The sequence below is a fragment of the Parafrigoribacterium humi genome (genome assembly GCF_040227205.1).
GTDB classification, from domain to species: Bacteria; Actinomycetota; Actinomycetes; order Actinomycetales; family Microbacteriaceae; genus Parafrigoribacterium_A; species Parafrigoribacterium_A humi.
Window position 1 is genome coordinate 1 of record NZ_JBELOA010000009.1, and the last position, 16,732, is coordinate 16,732.

General features: G+C 67.3%; 17 protein-coding genes. 13 read left to right on the forward strand and 4 right to left on the reverse strand.

All coding sequences use genetic code 11. The annotated features are described in order from the left end of the window. The first annotated feature begins 269 nt into the window (after nucleotides 1-269). Genes ABUA28_RS12285 through ABUA28_RS12305 form a run of 5 tightly spaced genes read left to right on the forward strand, consistent with a single transcriptional unit; the run spans nucleotide 270 to nucleotide 3,589 of the window. Nucleotides 270-1,088 (forward strand): amino acid ABC transporter substrate-binding protein, encoded by an 819-nt coding sequence (locus tag ABUA28_RS12285; RefSeq protein WP_349904475.1) that lies wholly within the window; start codon nucleotides 270-272, stop codon nucleotides 1,086-1,088. A 32-nt stretch (nucleotides 1,089-1,120) separates the two neighbouring features. Further along, nucleotides 1,121-1,789, forward strand: a complete 669-nt coding sequence (locus ABUA28_RS12290; RefSeq protein ID WP_349904476.1) for an amino acid ABC transporter permease — start codon at nucleotides 1,121-1,123, stop codon at nucleotides 1,787-1,789. Next, the gene (locus ABUA28_RS12295) at nucleotides 1,776-2,570 is read left to right on the forward strand and encodes an amino acid ABC transporter ATP-binding protein (protein ID WP_349904477.1); all 795 of its coding nucleotides are present in this window, start codon (nucleotides 1,776-1,778) and stop codon (nucleotides 2,568-2,570) included. The genes ABUA28_RS12290 and ABUA28_RS12295 overlap by 14 nt, the downstream gene beginning before the upstream one ends. 51 nt (nucleotides 2,571-2,621) lie before the next feature. Continuing rightward, nucleotides 2,622-3,191, forward strand: a complete 570-nt coding sequence (locus ABUA28_RS12300) for a DUF488 domain-containing protein (protein ID WP_349904478.1) — start codon at nucleotides 2,622-2,624, stop codon at nucleotides 3,189-3,191. After that, entirely contained in the window at nucleotides 3,188-3,589 is a 402-nt protein-coding gene (locus ABUA28_RS12305) for a PPOX class F420-dependent oxidoreductase (RefSeq protein ID WP_349904479.1), read from the forward strand. Before ABUA28_RS12300 ends, ABUA28_RS12305 begins: the two co-directional genes overlap by 4 nt. Nucleotides 3,590-3,616: 27 nt before the next feature. Here ABUA28_RS12305 and ABUA28_RS12310 read toward each other — a convergent pair whose 3' ends face one another. Together ABUA28_RS12310 and ABUA28_RS12315 are read right to left on the reverse strand one after the other, a co-directional pair. Then, complete coding sequence (locus ABUA28_RS12310; protein ID WP_349904480.1) at nucleotides 3,617-5,119, reverse strand: MFS transporter; 1,503 nt, start codon at nucleotides 5,117-5,119, stop codon at nucleotides 3,617-3,619. Between the two features lie 58 nt (nucleotides 5,120-5,177). Further along, entirely contained in the window at nucleotides 5,178-6,404 is a 1,227-nt protein-coding gene (locus ABUA28_RS12315; protein WP_349904481.1) for a DUF2510 domain-containing protein, read from the reverse strand. Between the two features lie 196 nt (nucleotides 6,405-6,600). On the opposite strand from ABUA28_RS12315, the gene ABUA28_RS12320 reads away from it, so the two are divergent. Both ABUA28_RS12320 and ABUA28_RS12325 read left to right on the forward strand, forming a co-directional pair. Next, nucleotides 6,601-7,641, forward strand: a complete 1,041-nt coding sequence (locus ABUA28_RS12320; protein ID WP_349904482.1) for an alpha/beta hydrolase — start codon at nucleotides 6,601-6,603, stop codon at nucleotides 7,639-7,641. 4 nt (nucleotides 7,642-7,645) lie between these two features. Next, a complete protein-coding gene (locus ABUA28_RS12325) occupies nucleotides 7,646-8,557 on the forward strand; it encodes an alpha/beta fold hydrolase (protein WP_349904483.1) in 912 nt (303 codons plus the stop codon). Here the strand turns inward: ABUA28_RS12325 and ABUA28_RS12330 are convergent. Next, nucleotides 8,554-9,306, reverse strand: a complete 753-nt coding sequence (locus ABUA28_RS12330) for a glycosyltransferase family 2 protein (RefSeq protein ID WP_349904484.1) — start codon at nucleotides 9,304-9,306, stop codon at nucleotides 8,554-8,556. The two genes, ABUA28_RS12325 and ABUA28_RS12330, sit on opposite strands and share 4 nt — an antisense overlap. 126 nt (nucleotides 9,307-9,432) lie before the next feature. Here ABUA28_RS12330 and ABUA28_RS12335 point away from each other — a divergent pair, with 126 nt between their 5' ends. From ABUA28_RS12335 to ABUA28_RS12345, 3 genes are all read left to right on the forward strand, one after another. Further along, on the forward strand, nucleotides 9,433-10,719 hold the full coding sequence (locus tag ABUA28_RS12335) for an inorganic phosphate transporter (RefSeq protein WP_349904485.1): 1,287 nt from the start codon (nucleotides 9,433-9,435) through the stop codon (nucleotides 10,717-10,719). After that, nucleotides 10,716-10,916: a hypothetical protein gene (locus tag ABUA28_RS12340; RefSeq protein WP_349904486.1), complete on the forward strand. Its 201-nt coding sequence runs from the start codon at nucleotides 10,716-10,718 to the stop codon at nucleotides 10,914-10,916. Before ABUA28_RS12335 ends, ABUA28_RS12340 begins: the two co-directional genes overlap by 4 nt. Before the next feature lie 90 nt (nucleotides 10,917-11,006). Beyond that, nucleotides 11,007-12,482 carry an aspartate ammonia-lyase gene (locus ABUA28_RS12345; RefSeq protein ID WP_349904487.1) on the forward strand — a complete coding sequence of 492 codons (1,476 nt, stop codon included), beginning with the start codon at nucleotides 11,007-11,009 and terminating at the stop codon, nucleotides 12,480-12,482. 9 nt (nucleotides 12,483-12,491) lie between these two features. Here ABUA28_RS12345 and ABUA28_RS12350 read toward each other — a convergent pair whose 3' ends face one another. Then, complete coding sequence (locus ABUA28_RS12350) at nucleotides 12,492-13,388, reverse strand: DNA-3-methyladenine glycosylase family protein (RefSeq protein ID WP_349904488.1); 897 nt, start codon at nucleotides 13,386-13,388, stop codon at nucleotides 12,492-12,494. Nucleotides 13,389-13,435: 47 nt separating this feature from the next. Here ABUA28_RS12350 and ABUA28_RS12355 point away from each other — a divergent pair, with 47 nt between their 5' ends. From ABUA28_RS12355 to ABUA28_RS12365, 3 genes are read left to right on the forward strand one after another with little or no spacing between them, the layout of a single operon-like run. Further along, the gene (locus ABUA28_RS12355; RefSeq protein WP_349904489.1) at nucleotides 13,436-14,368 is read left to right on the forward strand and encodes a ribokinase; all 933 of its coding nucleotides are present in this window, start codon (nucleotides 13,436-13,438) and stop codon (nucleotides 14,366-14,368) included. Then, nucleotides 14,365-15,735, forward strand: a complete 1,371-nt coding sequence (locus tag ABUA28_RS12360) for an FAD-binding oxidoreductase (RefSeq protein ID WP_349904490.1) — start codon at nucleotides 14,365-14,367, stop codon at nucleotides 15,733-15,735. The genes ABUA28_RS12355 and ABUA28_RS12360 overlap by 4 nt, the downstream gene beginning before the upstream one ends. A gap of 48 nt (nucleotides 15,736-15,783) precedes the next feature. Continuing rightward, nucleotides 15,784-16,671 carry a zinc-binding dehydrogenase gene (locus ABUA28_RS12365; protein WP_349904491.1) on the forward strand — a complete coding sequence of 296 codons (888 nt, stop codon included), beginning with the start codon at nucleotides 15,784-15,786 and terminating at the stop codon, nucleotides 16,669-16,671. Nucleotides 16,672-16,732 lie beyond the last annotated feature (61 nt).

Sequence of the window (16,732 nt, forward strand, 5' to 3'; positions counted from 1 at the left end):
AGTCACGAAGACCTCCGGTTTCAGATGTGAGCTTGGTAACCCACATCGTGCCGGAGGTCTTCGCTAACTCAAACGTTCACAACGTCCCTGGGAACTACAACTAGGCGAGCACGCCCGTGAGCGTGCCCCGATCCGTCTCCGGTCACGGGCCGTAACGGAATGCCTGAGCCTCCCGGGCCGTTGTTACCATTCGAACTGTCCGCGCTAATTCGCAGTGCCGACCATCATCCCCGGATTCGTCCACCACGGATTCGCAAGTCAGGAACACCATGAAGATCAGAACGCTTTCCATCGCCGTCGTCGCCGCAGCCGCCATCGTGCTCAGCGGATGCTCGGCCGGCACCACCACATCCGCCTCGACGACCTCGACGACCGCCGCAACCGGTGCACTCGCGAAGGTGCAGAAAGCGGGCGTTCTGACCTTCGCCACGGAGGGTACCTACCGCCCGTTCAGCTACCACGACGGAGGCTCGGGCAAGCTCATCGGCTATGACGTCGAGGTCGCAGAAGCCGTCGCGAAGCAGCTCGGCGTCAAGGCCAAGTTCGAAGAGACCCAGTGGGACGCGATCTTCGCGGGCCTCGAGGCCCACCGTTTCGACGTCATCGCCAACCAGGTGTCGATCACCCCCGAGCGCGAGGCCAAGTACGAGTTCTCGACGCCGTACACCGTTTCGACCGGCGTCATCGTCGACAAGTCGAGCAACGACAAGATCCACTCCTTCGCTGACCTCAAGGGCGTGACGGTTGCACAGTCGCTCACGAGTTCCTTCTACACGCTGGCCCAGCAGAACGGCGCAGACATCCAGGCCGTCGCGGGGTGGGCAGAGGCCGTCGCCAACGTGCGGAACGGGCGCGTGGAAGCCACCATCAACGACAAGCTCACCTGGCTTGACTACAAGAAGCAGGGCCAGGCAGACGGACTCAAGGTTGCGGCCGAAAGCCCCGACACGTCGAAGAGCGCCTTCGCCTTTGCCAAGGGCAGCGAGACTCTCGTCAAGGCCGTCGACAAGGCCCTCGGCGCCCTCCGTGCCGACGGAACCCTCGCGAAGATCTCTGACAAATACTTCGGGGATGACGTCAGCAAGTAACGCGCGCGCCACGGCTCAGTAGTCTGGTTCCTATGGATCCTTCGGCGTGGAACCTCGTCCTGAACTCGCTCTGGCCGATCGTCCAGGGCGCGCTCGTGGGCACGATCCCGCTTGCGCTCGCATCCTTCGCGATCGGACTCGTGATCGCGGTCGGCATCGCACTCATGCGGTTGTCGAAGAACACGTTGATCTCTGGCATCGCCCGCGTTTACATCTCGGTCGTGCGTGGAACTCCACTGCTCGTGCAGCTGTTCGTGATCTTCTACGGCCTGCCGTCGCTCGGGGTCGTGATCGATCCATGGCCGAGCGCCGTCGTCGCATTCTCGATCAACGTCGGCGGCTACGGTGCAGAGGTCGTGCGTGCAGCGATCCTCTCGGTGCCCAAGGGACAGTGGGAGGCGGCCTACATGATCGGGATGTCGCATCGACGTGCACTCACCCGCATTATCCTGCCGCAGGCCGCGAGGGTGTCTGTGCCGCCGCTGTCCAACACCTTCATCAGCCTCGTCAAGGACACTTCGCTTGCGTCGCTCATCCTCGTGACGGAGCTGTTCCGCGAGGCCCAGAAGGTCGCGGCATTCAGCGGAGACTTCATGCTCCTCTACCTCGAGGCGGCGCTCGTCTACTGGATCGTCTGCGTGGTGCTGGCCTCGGGCCAGGGCCTGCTCGAGAAGCGATTGGATCGCTATGTCGCCCACTGAGACCTCGCCAGGCACTGCGGATGCCGCTGCCGCACTTCTCAGCATCCGCGGACTCCACAAGAGCTTCGGCTCCACCCCCGTGCTCAGGTCCATCGACCTGAGTGTCGCCCGCGGCGAGGTCCTGGTGCTCATCGGACCGTCCGGATCGGGCAAGACCACGCTGCTGCGCTGCCTGAACGGGCTCGAGGTCGCAGACGGCGGTGTCGTGGAGGTCGCCGGCGCGCTCTCGATCGACTTCGCCACGACCCCGCCGAAAAAGCAGCTCGACGCGCTGCGTGACCGCTCCGCGATGGTGTTCCAGCACTACAACCTGTTCCCGCACATGACGGTACTGGAGAACATCGTCGAGGGCCCGATCACGGTGCAGCGTCGCCCGCGTGCCGAAGCCACGGCGGACGCGCTCGCGCTGCTCGATCGCGTCGGCCTCGCAGACAAGCGGGACAGTCGCCCGTTCGAACTCTCCGGCGGCCAGCAGCAGCGGGTGGGTATCGTGCGCGCGCTCGCGCTCAAGCCGCAGCTGCTTCTGTTTGACGAGCCGACATCCGCGCTCGACCCCGAACTCGTCGGTGACGTGCTCGGGCTCATGAAGGAGCTTGCGCTCGAGGGCTGGACGATGGTCATCGTCACGCACGAGCTGCAGTTCGCGCGGGAGGTCGCCCACGAGGTCGCGTTCGTCGATGACGGGGTGATCGTGGAACACGACAGCCCGGAGCACCTGTTCAGCGCGCCCCAGCACGAACGCACCAAGCAGTTCCTGCACCGCCTGCTGTTCCCGTTCTAGGCATACGCTCTCGGCGCTCCCGCGCGAGTCGGCGTAGCGTGGAGGGGGATCATGACAGAAACCATCTTCACGATCGGTCACTCCACGCGGGCGATCGACGAGTTCCTCCGCCTCCTGCACGTGCACGGTGTGCAGAGGGTCGTGGATGTGCGCACGATCGCCAAATCGCGCCACAATCCGCAGTTCGCGGAATCCGAACTCGCGTCGAGCCTCTCGGCCGACGGCCTGGGGTACGAGCGTCTGGAATCGCTCGGGGGCCTGCGCCATTCGAGCGCGGGGTTCGAGTCCGTCAACGGCGCCTGGCGTAACGCCTCGTTCCGCAGCTACGCCGATTACATGCAGACCGACGCCTTCGACGCGGGCCTGGCAGAACTCATCGCACTCGGCGAGAGGGAAAGGGTCGCAATCATGTGCGCGGAAGCAGTACCGTGGCGCTGTCATCGATCCCTGATCGGCGATGCCCTGCTCGTGCGCGGGATTGCGGTGCGCGACATCATGAGCGAAAAGGCGGCCAGACCACACGAGCTGACCAGGTTCGCCAGGGTCGACGGCCTGCGCGTCACCTACCCGCCGCAAAATTCCACAGTCAGCCGCAGTGAACAGGAGCAACAGAAACCATGACCGACACCGCCGCCAGCATTCCGGAGGATCTCACCGACCTGCTCGAACGACCGCTCTTCGGCATCCTGGGCACGATCCGGCCGAACGACACCGTGCAGGTCAACCCGATGTGGTTCCAGTACGACGGCGAGCACATCCGCTTCACCCACACGACCAAGCGCGCCAAGTTCCACAACCTGCAGCGCAATCCCTCGATGAGCCTCGCCGTGCTCGACCCAGACGACCCGATGCGCTATCTCGAGCTGCGGGGCAGGCTGGTCGAGGTCATTCCGGATCCGACGGGCGCGTTCTACGTGGTCCTCGGCAAGCGCTACGGCAACGCGCAGCAGGAGCCACCCGCAGACAGCCCGGATCGCGTGATCCTGGTGATGAGCATCGAGAAGGTGGGCCGCCACTGACGCTCGCGCGGTTCGGCGCTGTGCGGTTCAGTCCTGGACTGGGATGCTCGCGGTGTCGTCGTAGCGCCGCTCGCGTCGCGGAATGAAGGCGGCCACGATCACGCCGGCGAGCGTCACCGCAGATCCGAGGATGAACACGAGCCGGAACGCGTCTGCCGTAGGGATGTCGATGCCGCCCGAGCGCACGAAGTCGGATGACAGGATCACGCCGACCACGGATGCCGCGACGGTCGAGCCCAGGGTGCGCATGACCGAGTTGAGCCCGTTGGCCGCCGCCGTCTCGCTCGGCGGCACGGAGTGCATGATGAGCGTCGGCATCGCAGCATAGGCGAATCCGACCCCGACGCCGACGAGCGTCGAGATCAGGATGACGTGCCACACCTCGCTCATGAGCAGCGTGCCGACGGCGAAGCTCACGGCGATGACGGCGCCTCCGAGGATGAGGCTCGTGCGTGGGCCACGCGCGTTCGACAGCCGGGCCGCGACCGGCGAAAGCAGGAACATCACGATGCCGAGCGGCATCAGGCACAGGCTCGCGATCAGCAGCGACTGGCCGAGTCCAACTCCCGTCGTGGTCGGCGCCTCGAGGAGCACGGGCAGGGCCGCCGTGGTGATGAAGAAGGCGAAGCCGACCGCGATCGAGGCAAGGTTGGTGAGGAGCACGGGGCGTCTGCCCGCGACTCGCAGGTCGATGAGCGGATCGTGCGTCCTCAGCTCCAACCAGCCCCAGCCGACCAGCACGAGCACGCCACCACCGAGCAGGCCCAGCGTCAGCGGGCTCGACCAGCCCCACTCTCCGCCCTTGGAGATGGACAGCAGTATCCCCACGAGTGCGATCGCGAACAGCACGGAACCAAGGAAGTCGAACCGACCGGATGTCTTGAGGGTGCTCACCGGGATGATCCAGAGGACCAGTGCGATCACTCCGACACTGAGCACGGCAGCGAGCCAGAACAGGTAGTGCCAGTCGAGGGTCTGGGCGATGACCGCGGCGATCGGCAGGCCGACCGCGCCACCGACTCCGAGCGTCGCGCTCACGATTGCCACGGCGGCACCGAGGCTCTTCGGGTGGATCACGTCTCGCAGGATGCTGATGCCGAGCGCGATCACGCCGAGTCCGACGCCCTGCAGCGACCGTCCGACGATCATGGGAACGAGCGTGTCCGAGAGCGCGCACACCACAGACCCGACCGCCATGATCGACAGCAGGATGAGCACGATGAAGCGCTTCCCGTACATGTCGCCGAGCCTGCCGCTGATCGGTGTCGTGATCGCGGCGGCGAGCAGTGTGGCGATGAGCACCCAGGACGAGTCTGCGAGGTTAGTCGTGAGCAGCCTCGGAAGCTCGGGGATGACCGGCGTGACGAGCGTCTGCATGAAGGCGGCGACGAGTCCGCTGCCCGCGAGAACTCCGATCATCGCGCGATCGCTGGGGAGGCGGGTCAGACGCCGTCTCTGCCGAGGGGTGAGTGAGCTCTCCGCGTCTGCGTCATCCGGTTCATCGCCGGGAGGTGCTGGGACGGAAGCCATGGACCAACACTAGTCAGCGCATCCGCCCATGCCACCACCGCCGCTCGCGGCCACAGCGTCAGCGCGACAGCGTATTGACACCCCAGTCGTCCACCCGCCAGTCGATCCACCCGTTGATGCGCTGGAGGCTCACCTCGACCTGGTAGCTCTTCCCGTTGCTCGAACGACCCGTGCAGGTGAAGCTCTGCCCCACGAGAATGGGCGGCGTGGCAGGGCAGGAGGCCTCGAGCTCCGCGCCGGTCGCCGCGGCATCCGCGGCGATGGACTGCTCGGCCTGCGCGCTGAATGCCGCGGGCGCGGAGGCGATCAGCATGCCGGGAACCGCGAGCACAGAGCCCAGGCTGAGCAGTGCGAGTGCGACCCAGACCAGGAGCGGCCCGAAACCGCGCCCGGTCGTGCGCGTGAGCACCATGGCCCGCACGAACAGGTAGATCGGGGCGGTGAGTAAGGACCACGTCCAGTGCGCCGGCCGGGCGATTCCTTTGCCTCGCAGCAGGCGATGGTCGGCAATCGCGAGGACGATCGTCGCGAGAGAGAGCACGGCGAGAATCGCGGGCATGAGCGGTTCCGTGCCCTGGGTCGATCCGAGGCCGGTGACGAGCAGCAGAACGATCACGAGCTGCAGCAGCGGGAGCAGTGCGATGATCCACACCGGCGCAGTGCCGGTGGAAACGGGGGAGAACCCGGGCCGTGCCGCTGGCGATTTCGCTCGCTCGGCGTTCGCCGGCCCGGACGCGGCCGCCGACTCCACCGTGCCGGCGCCCGCCACGGCCCTGGCAGCGATCTGGTCGAAGAGAGGGGTGCTCGCCGCCCCGCGAGGGGCATCCTGAACGGGGAGATGCGGGCGCCGCGGCTCGTGGTTCCTCTCAGGCACGTCGAGCGATGGGACGGACGGGATGCGGCCCGCGTGCCCGGTCGCCGAGACTGGTACGTAGGACGACTCCTCGGCGTCATCGTCGAGGTCGTCTGAGTCCGCCGGGTACAGAGCCGGCGCTGGTTCGTTGGCCGGTTCGTCGTCCGCGGATGGCGGGGCCAACTCGCGAAGGGACTCGGTGGTCGGCGCGGAATCATCCGGTCCACGCTCGTCACGCTCGCGTTCGCGACGTTCCCTCCTGGTGGGCAGGTCCTCTGCCCAGGCCAATGGCGACTCCTGCGCTATCAGGGGTTGGCGCGCCGCGGTGGTGTGCTGTGTCCACGCGTGATTGTCCCACCAGCGCAGCTGGGGAAGACCGGTGGGGTCCGGGTACCATCCGGCGGGCAGACGCACGACATCGTCGGGTATCACTGTGTGCCTCCCCTTGCGCGGCTGAGCCATGGTGCGCCGTACAGCAACCGCAATTCCGCTGTGAATGTGATGCGATGCTTGATTCTATGGACTAGCGGGGAGCTTGGGAAGCGAGTTCCTCTCGCTCGCGAGGGCGCCGGCGCGAGACGCGCCGATTTCCCAGCGGGGATACGGCAAGCAGACGTACCGTGAGTGGGTGAATGCGCGAAACGGGGGACTGCGAGGTGCCACGGCGGCGCGCGGCAGCGGGGTGCTGCGCGGCGTCCCGGTGTGGGCATGGCGGCTGCTCATGAGACTGATGAGCCGGAGCGAACTCGCCAGGTTCAACGCAGAGCCGATCGCGGGCGTCGACTATCACGACGACATCGACTTCGTCGGCGACGGCATCCGGGCGCATCGGCTCGACGTGATCGTTCCCCGGCGCTCGGCGGATGAGCAGAGCGAGAACGGCGCAGAACTCCTGCCTGTCTACGTCTACTTCCATGGCGGCGGGTGGACCTCCGGGGACAAGGCGGCGCTCACCAAGTACTGCGCGAGCCAGGCCGTCGCGGGAATGGTCGTCGTGAATGTGAACTACCGCATGGCGACACGCTTCCAGATGAAGCACATGCTGGAGGACGCGAATGCCGCCCTCGCCTGGGTCGGCAGCACCATCGCGAGCTTCGGTGGAGATCCGGATCGCATCGTGCTCGGCGGGGACTCCGCGGGCGGCCAGATCGCGGCGATGATCACCGCGGCATCGTTCCGACCTGAGCTCGCACAGCACTATGGACTCACCCCGTCGACGCCTCGCGGGCGTTTTCGGGGTCTTGTGCAGCACTGCAGTGCCGTCGACTTCTCCGTGCACTTTGACCGTGGCTTCATCCTGAGCCTCAACTTCATCAGGATGCTCCTGCCGCGAAAGCTCGTCGCCTCGGCCGCCGCCGCGGATGCCGCGGGCACGGGCAAGCACCACCTGCTGCGGCTCGCCTCCCGCTTCCTCTCTCCGATCGAGTGGTTGGATGCCGGCTTCCCGCCCGTGTTCGTCACCACCTCGGAGCGTGATTACTTCTATCGCGCCAACCTCAACTTCGTCGCCACGCTGCGCAGGAACTCGATCCCGGTCGAGACCCTCATCTACGACCGCACGAGGGTCAACGCCCAGCACACCTGGCAGCAGAACTACCGCTATCCGGAGTCGCAGGAGGTCTACCGGCGACTGCAGGGCTTCGTCAGGCGAGTCGCCACGCTATCGTAAGCGTGTGGTGACGGAGTATTCGCTGCCGGGCAGCGCCGATGAGGCCGCCAGGCGCGATGCCGAACTGCCGGACATCGACTGGAGGGTGCTGCCGGATGGCGCGCGCAGCATCCGGTTCGACGCCCCGAGCGGCTCGCTCGCCGTGGTCACCCTCGGTGACCCCGCGAACCCGACGGTTCTCCTGGCCCCCGGTGTCACCGGGTCGAAAGAGGACTTCTCCCTCATGCTCCCCGACCTCGCGGCCGCGGGCTACCACGTGGTGAGCTACGACCTCGCGGGACAATACGAGTCAGCGGATGCCGGACCAGAGCAATTGCACCCGCCCCGCCGCCACTACGACTACGAGCTCTTCGTGGGTGACATGATCGCGCTGCTCGAGTGGCTCGGCGGCCCCGCCCACGTGCTCGGGTATTCCTACGCCGCGACCGTCGCACAGATCGCACTCGTGCAGCGGCCGGAGCTGTTCTCGAGCATCACGCTGCTCAGCGCTCCACCGGAGCCCGGGCAGGGTTTCCGCGGGGTGAGCCGAATCGGCTGGTTCAGCGGCCTGGCGAACGGCAGGGTCGGTGCCGCCCTCATGATCTGGGGGATCAAGCGCAACTTCACGAAGGTGACGGCGAGCAGGCTCCGCTTCGTGAACGTGCGCTTCGGCGTGACGAGACGCCAGTCGGTGCGCGACATCATCGAGCTCATGATGCACGCCCCCGACCTGCGCGACGAGGTGAGTGCGATACCGATTCCGAAGCTCATCGCGGTGGGCGCGCACGACCTGTGGCCGCTGCGGCTGCACTCGGCGTTCGCCGAACGGATCGGGGCGAGGATGGCGGTCTACGACACGGGGCACAGTCCGTGCGAGACGGTGCCGCACCAGCTGAGTCGCGACCTGCTGCTGCTGTTTCGCGAGGCATCCGCCTAGCGCCGCACTGTCCCGTGCTCTCGCGCCCAGCGGCGTCGTTCGCGTCGGCGCTTGAACGGTGGCTCCTGGCGGAAGTCCGCACTGAAGGTCGTGTAGGTCCATCCGAGCCTGCGGCCGAGTCCCTTCCACGACTCGAACGGGCGCGCAGAGATCCCCACGCGCAGCGTCGGGTCGTAGATGACGGTCATGTCCCTGCGGATCTGGTAGCTCAGGTCGAGGTCGTCGTGCATCTGGCGGACGTTGCTGTGCACGAGGTCACGAACCCGACGCCAGACCTCGGCATCGATGGCGAGGTTCGAGCCGAAGAGCGGCGGATGTCCGAGCAGGAGTCCGACGACGGCGAAGTAGCCGCCGATATAGATCCGTCGCCCGATCCAGGCGATCACCCGGTTCGACCCGTAGAAGTCGCCCGGTCCGGTGAGGGCGGAAAGCCCACCCGCGTCACTGAGCGCGCGCTCCACGCGCTCGAGCCAGTCGGCGGGAGGTATCGAGTCAGCGTCGAGCCTGGCGAGGATGTCCCCGATCGCCGCATCGAAGCCGGCGGCGGTCGCACGGGCGATGCCCTCGATCGGCTCGTGCACGACGCGTGCTCCGGCACGTTCGGCGACGGCGACGCTGTCGTCCGTGCTGCCGTTGTCGACGACGATGATCTCGTCGGCCGGCCTGGTCTGGTGGGCGAGTGCGTCGAGGCAGACCGTAAGCATCTCTGCGTCATTCCTGCACGGGATGACGACGGAAAGTGAGGTCATGATCCGAGACTCTACTTGGCCCCGGACCGCAGCGGGGTCAGGGAAACGCGGGGCAATCGGACCGACACGATAGACCCTTAATCGTCAGGTTGCCAAGCGTTCACTCGCCTGTAAGACTCATCCCCAGTGGACATCACCTTCATGGTCGTGCTGGTTATCGTGCTGGCTCTCTTCTTCGACTTCACCAACGGCTTTCACGACACTGCCAACGCGATGGCGACACCGATCGCCACGGGCGCACTGCGTCCGAAGGTGGCAGTCGCCATCGCAGCGGTGCTCAACCTGGTGGGTGCATTCCTCTCGACTGAGGTGGCGCAGACCATCTCGGGCGGCCTGATTCGGGAGGGCAACGGCGGCGTCCAGATCACGCCGGAGATGATCTTTGCCGGCCTCATCGGGGCCATCCTCTGGAACATGGTGACCTGGCTGCTCGGGCTTCCATCATCGTCGAGTCACGCGCTGTTCGGTGGCCTCATCGGCGCCGCGATCGTCGGCGCCGGTTTCGCCTCGATCGACCTGGGTGTGCTCCTGTCGAAGATCGTCTTCCCTGCCCTCCTGGCGCCGCTCGTCGCAGGCCTCGCCTCCTTCCTCGCCACCAAGATCGCGTACGCGCTGGTCAAGAAGAAGCAGCGCAGCGGGTTCAAGTACGGGCAGATCTTCACCTCCTCCCTCGTCTCGCTCGCGCACGGCACGAACGACGCCCAGAAGACGATGGGGATCGTCACCCTCACCCTGATCGCGGCCAACATCCAGACACCGGGGACCGGCCCCGAGCTCTGGGTGATCGTGGTCTGTGCGTTCGCCATCGCGCTCGGAACCTACACGGGCGGCTGGCGCATCATCCGCACCCTCGGCAAGGGGCTCACCGAGATCGAGCCAGGGCAGGGCTTCGCGGCGGAGGCGGCGACGACCGCGGCCATTCTCGCCTCGAGCCACCTCGGCTTCGCGCTGTCGACCACCCAGGTGGCCTCCGGCTCCGTCATCGGCACGGGCATCGGGCGCAAGGGTGCCTCCGTGCGGTGGCGCACCGCGGGACGCATCGCGCTCGGGTGGTTGATCACTCTTCCGGCCGCGGCGGCCGTGGGTGCCCTCGCGTCGTGGATCGCGATCTCCGGCGTGTGGGGAATCCTGCCAGGGGCGTGGGGAGTGGCGTTCGACGCGGTCGTTGCCGCCATTGTTGTCGCCCTGATCTTCCTCTACTCCCGCCGCAACCGCGTACACGCCAAGAGCCTCCAGGTCGAGCCCACCACCTTCGTGCGGCCGAAGAAGACGAAGAAGGCAAAGAAGCCGAAGCGTCCCAAGAAGCAGAAGCAGCCGAAGAAGCACAAGAAGCCCAAGCACCACACGAAAGCACAGCAGAAGTCCAAGAAATCCAAGGGCGGCAAGTCGGGATCGAAGGGGCGACGCAAATGATCGAGTGGGGTAGTTTCCTCATCGTCCTCATCGTGTCCGTCATCGGCGCGTGCAGTGTCGTCGTGCTGTTCTCGCTCGGGCTGCGCCTGGTAGAGACCGAGCACGGATGGCGCAGGCCGCTCGGCATCGCGAGCTTCGTCGTCTGCGGCCTGCTGATCGTTTACGGAATCGGTCTGATCGTTCCCGGGCTTTGGTAACCGGTTCCGCGCCCTGCGGCGGGTAGAGTCGGAGTGTCAAGCCACAAGCGAGCTGACAGCGATCTGACCAGGCGAGGAAGCCACACTGTCGTGAATACAACGAACACACCCCTGTCCGAAACCACCTCCTTCCGCACCGAGAAGGACTCGCTGGGATCACTGGAGATTCCCCTGGATGTCTATTGGGGCATCCACACGGCACGGGCCTTCGAAAACTTCCCGATCACCCGCAGGTCGGTCTCGGTGTACCCCGATCTCGTGCGCGCTCTCGCCACGGTCAAGCAGGCCGCGGCACGAGCGAACAAGGAACTCGGCGTCATCGAGTCCGCCAAGGCAGACATCATCGATCGGGTCTGCCAGGAGATCATCGACGGCAAGCTGCACGACCAGTTCATGGTCGGCGTCATCCAGGGCGGTGCGGGTACCTCGACGAACATGAACACCAACGAGGTGATCGCCAACCGCGGTCTCGAACTCATGGGCCTTCCGTTCGGCGATTACGAGCACCTGCACCCGATCGACGACGTCAACCGCAGCCAGAGCACGAACGATGTGTATCCGACCGCGATCAAGCTCGCGATGGTGTTCGGCATCCATCGGCTGCTCGCGGAGCACACGCTGCTCGAGGAGTCCTTCGCACGCAAGGGCAAGGAGTTCGAGAGCGTGCTCAAGGTGGGCCGCACGCAGCTTCAGGACGCCGTGCCGATGACCCTGGGCCAGGAGTTCATGGGCTTCGCGCACACCCTTCGGGAGGACTTCGACCGACTGAGCGAGACCATTCCGTGGCTCAACGAGATGAACATGGGTGCCACGGCGATCGGCACGGGCATCACGGCGGATTCGCGCTACGCGGCCGCGGTGCGTCGCCACCTCGTGGAGATCACCGGCTACGACATGGTCACGGCCCCAGACCTCATCGAGGCGACCTCGGACGCCGGAGTCTTCATGACCCTGAGCGGGATCCTCAAGCGCAACGCCGTCAAACTCTCGAAGATCTGCAACGACCTGCGCCTGCTCTCCAGCGGCCCGCAGGCCGGCCTCGGCGAGATCAACCTTCCCGCTGTGCAGGCGGGCTCGTCGATCATGCCGGGCAAGGTCAACCCCGTCATCCCCGAGGTGGTCAACCAGGTCGCCTTCAGCGTCATCGGCGCGGATGCCACGGTGACGGCGGCAGCGGAGGCCGGCCAGCTGCAGTTGAACGCCTTCGAGCCCGTGATCGCGCACTCGATCCTGCAGTCGATCGCGTGGATGACCAACGCCTCGCGCACGCTGCGGATCAACTGCATCGACGGCATCAGCGCGAACTCCGTGCGGCTCGCGGCGCAGGTCGAATCGTCCGTCGGGGTCGTGACGGCGCTCACGCCGTACATCGGCTACTCCGCTTCCGCGACGCTCGCCCACACGGCGCTCACGACGAACGCGTCCATCGCGGACCTCGTCGTCTCTGCGGGGCTCATGTCCGCGGACGAGGTCGCGAAGGTGCTCGCGCCGGAGCGGCTGAGCGGCATGGTGCCGACGACCGGCGTCATCAGTGTCGTCAAGCCGGTGCCCACCGACCAGGACTGAACGCGCGCGTCACGCGCGGGCCGCGCGCCACAGGTGCATGCCCGCGTAGCTGCGCCAGGGTGCCCACCGCGTGCCGTGTCCCGCCAGGCCGCGGGCGGTTGCGGGAAGGCCGAGCCGTGCCGCGCCCTGCAGCATGACGAGGTCGGTCGTGAGCAGCACATCCGGGTTCTTCAGCACGCGCATGGCGAGGTAGCCGGCCGTCCACGGGCCGATGCCCGGGAGGGCGACGAGCCTCGTCGTGAACTCGTCGACTGGCATGCCGTCATGCAGCTCCAGTGCTCCGGATGCGAGGGCCTCGGCCACGCCGACGACGGTCGCGATGCGTGTTGCCGGGCCTCGCAGCACCTCCCGGCCATGCTCCGCGAGGCTCGCCGCGCTCGGGAACAGCCTGGTCCCCGCGGCCGCGTCACCCTCGCCGAGCTCGGCCACGATCCGTCCGAGCACGGTGCGCGCGGCCTTGACCGAGATCTGCTGGCCGATGAGCGTGCGGAAGAGGCTCTCCTGCAGGTCGAGGCTGCCCGGCATCCGCACCCCGGGTCGTGCCGCGACGGCGGAGGCGAGGTCCGGATCGCTCCCGAGCGCCGCGTCGATCTCCCGCGAGTCGGCGTCGAGGTCGAACAGGCTTCGCAACTGCGCGACGAGGGCGTCGAGATCGGCCGCGTCGTCGAGGCGGGCGGTGCAGTTCAGGCCGGCGTCGGAACCGCCGGGGGAGTCCTCGAGAGTGATCTCAACGGTGGCGATCCCGTGCGGAAGGCGAACGGCGCGCGAGAAGCTGTGCTCGTCGCCGCTTTCGAGCCCGTGGACACCGTGGTCGGCGAAGAACCTCATGAGCCCGGCGCCGTCGAACGGGCCCTCCGTCGGCAGTCGCACGGTGACGACGGTCTGGGGGAGTCGGGCCGCCGTCATGGTCGTGCTCCCTCCTGCGTGGCTACCGGCCAAGATACATTGGGTGCATGACATCCCCCGCCCCGACCGCGCCAGGCAGACGCGGGGTCAGCGTCGTCGGAAGCGCCAACCTGGACCTCATCTTCACGGCAGACCGGATCCCGCTCCCAGGGGAGACCGTGCTCGCGCGCAGTTCCAGTCGTTTCCCCGGCGGCAAGGGCCTCAACCAGGTGATCGCCGCTGCGCGCGCGGGTGCACGGGCGACGTTCATCGCCGCACTCGGGGCCGACGAACCCGGAGAGCTTCTCCTGCGCACGATCACGGAGGCGGGCATCGACGATCGACTCGTGCGTCGCGTGGCTGAGCCGACCGGCCAGGCGTTCATCGTCGTGAGCCCCGCCGGTGAGAACTCGATCGTCGTGGCGAGCGGCGCGAACGCGACGATGCACGCGCTGCGCGAGGCCGAGGCCGAGGCGGTTCGGCAGTCATCCGTGCTTCTCATGCAGTTCGAACTTCCCCTGGATGTCGTGACGAAGGCGGCCATGACGGCACGAGCATCCGGCACCGTCGTCATGGTCAACGCGGCTCCGGCACACACGCTGCCCGAGGCGCTCCTCGAGTCGCTCGACTACCTCATCGTCAACGAACACGAGGCCTGTGAGCTCGGTGGCTCCACGGATCTCGCCGTCGCGTCCAGAACGCTCGCGGCGCTCCTGCCTCGCCTCGTGGTGACGGTGGGCGCGGAGGGTTCAGTGCTCTATGACGTCGGAAGCGAGGTGGCCCGGGTTCCCGCGCTGCGGGTGACCCCGGTGGACACGACGGGCGCGGGAGACACCTTCTGCGGTGCCTTTGCCGCGGCGATTGCCGAGGGCCGGGACTTCGTGGCTGCGGCGCGGTTTGCGACTGCCGCCGCCGCGCTGTCTGTGCAGGCGGAGGGTGCTGTGCCCTCCATCCCCCACCGTCCCGAGATCGATGACCTGCTCGCGGGGGAGGCACGATGACCGCGGCGGGCGCCCTCGCAGCGCTCACGGCCGCCCTCGGCGACGCGGTGTCGGTCGATCAGGCGACGCTCGAGAGCACGAGGGAAGACAAGTCGGGGCATCGCTCCCAGTCGGCACCGCTCGCCGTCGTCACCGCGCGAAGCGTTGGAGACGTGCAGGCGACGCTACGGATCGCGAGCGAGTTCGGCGTCCCCGTCGTGCCCCGTGGCGCGGGAACGGGGCTCGCGGGCGGCGCGATCGCCGGTGCGGGCGAGATCGTGCTGTCCACGCTCGCGATGGACCGCATCCTCGAGGTCTCCGCGGATGACGAACTCGCGGTCGTCGAACCCGGCATCCTCAACGGGGCATTCAACGCCGCGCTCGAGCCGCTCGGCCTGTGGTTCGCGCCGGACCCGGCGAGCAAGGCCATCTCCACCGTCGGCGGCAACATCGCGACGAACGCGGGCGGCCTGCTCTGTGCGAAGTACGGCGTGACCCGCGAGGCCGTGCTCGGCCTGAAGGTCGTACTCGCCGACGGGCGCCTGCTCGAACTCGGGCATCGCAGCGTCAAGGGCGTCACCGGGCTCGACCTCACCGCACTCATGATCGGCTCGGAGGGAACCCTCGGCGTGGTCGTCGAGGCTACGGTCAAGCTGCGCAGGCTCGTGCCGGGGCCCGTCTCGACGATCGGCGCCCACTTCGCGGATGTCGCCGCGGCAGCAGCCGCGTCGGCCGCCATCACCGCGGCTGGCGTGCATCCCGCGGCGATGGAACTCCTCGATGCACCGTCGCTCGGTGCCATCGGCACCCACCTCGGCATCGATCTCGTGGGGCGCGGAAACGCCTGGTTGCTCGTGCAGACAGACGGCGCGGGTGGATCGAGCGAGGCAGAGACGGCACTCGCGATCGTGCGTTCTCACGGGGGCGATGCGGAGCTCACCACCGACCAGGAGGAGGGCGAGCGACTCCTCGCCATCAGGCGCGCGTTCCACCCATCGCTCGAGACCCTTGGCACGGTGCTCATCGAAGACATCGCGGTGCCGAGAAGCGCCCTGCCGCGGATGTTCGAGGCGATCGCGCGCATCGGCGAGAGCTACGGGATGTCCATCCCCACCGTCGCGCACGCGGGCGACGGCAACCTGCACCCGAATTTCGTCTACGAAGCGGGCGAGGACGGCGAGGTTCCTGAACGGGTCTGGAACGCGGCGAGCGAACTCTTCACGACCGCCCTCGCCCTCGGCGGAACCCTCACGGGGGAGCACGGGGTCGGCATCCTGAAGAAGAGATGGCTGGGAGACGAGCTGGGCACTGACCAGCTCGAGCTGCAGAAGCAGATCAAGTCCGTGTTCGATCCCCGGGGCATCCTCAATCCTGGCAAGGTCTTCTGAGCGCTCGGTTTGGGGAATACCTCTCGCGCAGGGGCTGTTGTTTTGTGTATGCAATCACAGACGACGCGCCCTGGAGACAGCCTGAGGGAGAGCACGCCTCTCCTCGCCTCCCGTCCGACCACTCCGCGCAGGAGACCCAGGTCGAGCGCAGGGGTCGTGCGTCCCACCGGGGCGGGGGTTCGCTTCGTTCCCGCCGTGGTCGCGCGCAACCGCAAGGCCGTCGTCGGCACGATTGACGCGGTCGGCACCGAGGTCGTCGGGTTCGCTCCGGGCGACCGCGTGGCGAGTCTCGGTGCGACAAGGAACATCGCTGAGCAGCGCATCCTCGACTCCGGCAACCTCATCGGGGTGCCGCGCGACGTGAGCGGCGAGCAGGCCGCAGCGCTGCTTCCCCAGGGGCTCGTCGCGCGCGTGCTCGTGAAGGAAGCGCACGCGGTCGGAGGGGGAGAGACCGTTCTCGTCCACGCCGCAGACGGGCTGCTCGGTTCTCTCATCGTGGCGTGGGCCAAGTCGCTCGGCGCGACCGTCATCGGCACGGTCGGAGCGGAGGCGGCAGTCGAGACGGCGGCGCGCGCCGGCGCCGACCACGTGATCGTCTTCGGTCGGGATGACGTGGCCGCCCTGGTGCACGAGCTCACCAACGGTCGCCGCGCGGACGTCGCGTACGACGGGGTCGGAGCGGTCACGCGGGCGTCATCCGCTGCCTCGCTCAGGCGCGGGGGAGACCTGGTCCTGTTCGGCCGCGAGTCCGAGTTGCCATTCGCCCCCGACGAGGACATCACGGTGCTGCGCCCGAGGATGGCGGATCACCTGCGCGCGGGCAGCATCCAGCAGGGGGCGTCCGACCTGTTCCTCGCGATCCGTTCCGGCGTCTTCTCCGGAATCGACGTCTCGCGGTTCGTGACCGACGTCGCCTCCGTCGCGCTCGCCGCGTAGCGCGAGCGGTCGACGCACTTCTCCGTCGACGCGTAAACTTGAACGCCGGAATTCAAGGGAA